The sequence below is a fragment of the Nostoc sp. CmiVER01 genome (assembly GCF_034531135.2).
Classification (GTDB): domain Bacteria; phylum Cyanobacteriota; class Cyanobacteriia; order Cyanobacteriales; family Nostocaceae; genus Nostoc.
Genome location: NZ_JAVRBU020000080.1, coordinates 1 through 531 on the forward strand (window position 1 = coordinate 1; position 531 = coordinate 531).

1 protein-coding gene is annotated in these 531 nt (G+C 59.7%); it reads left to right on the forward strand.

From position 1 onward, the window contains the following. Positions 1-279: 279 nt before the first annotated feature. The coding region (locus RMZ43_RS36075) for a hypothetical protein (RefSeq protein ID WP_428851041.1) at positions 280-531 on the forward strand (252 nt) is incomplete at its 3' end.

Below are 531 nucleotides of genomic sequence, written 5' to 3' on the forward strand. Positions count from 1 at the left end.
TCAGGCACGAACACGCATCAACGCCAGCCGGGCGACAGCGTCATCAATCCTGCCGGTGTCCACACCAACAACGTGCCATGCCACCCACGTCACAATAGCCTTTGCTCACCTGATGCAGGATGGCCGACCCAGGGGAAGGGGAAGGGGACGCTCACTGCGAGCAAATCAGGCACAACTATCCGTTTCGGATAGACCGCAACCATACGATACGGATGAGCGCCGCGCAAGCGGTGGACCTACGCTTTAGACGGCCATCTCAGTCAAGGAAGTCATCGCTTTATGAGGTCTTTCCAGGAAACCATCGACGCACGCCGCCGCGACCTCGGCCTCACAGTCGAAGACGTGTTCGAGCGGCTCGACAGGTACGCATGGCCACCGGACGCCAAACCCCCTGCGCTTGCCACGCTCGGGCATTGGTTCAACGGAACCCGAAGAAGACCGCGCGCCATGATTCACATCAAAGCCTTATGCGATGTTCTGGAGCTGGAAATGGGATGTGCCTTCGGCGCCCCCTCCCTCCAAACCGAAACG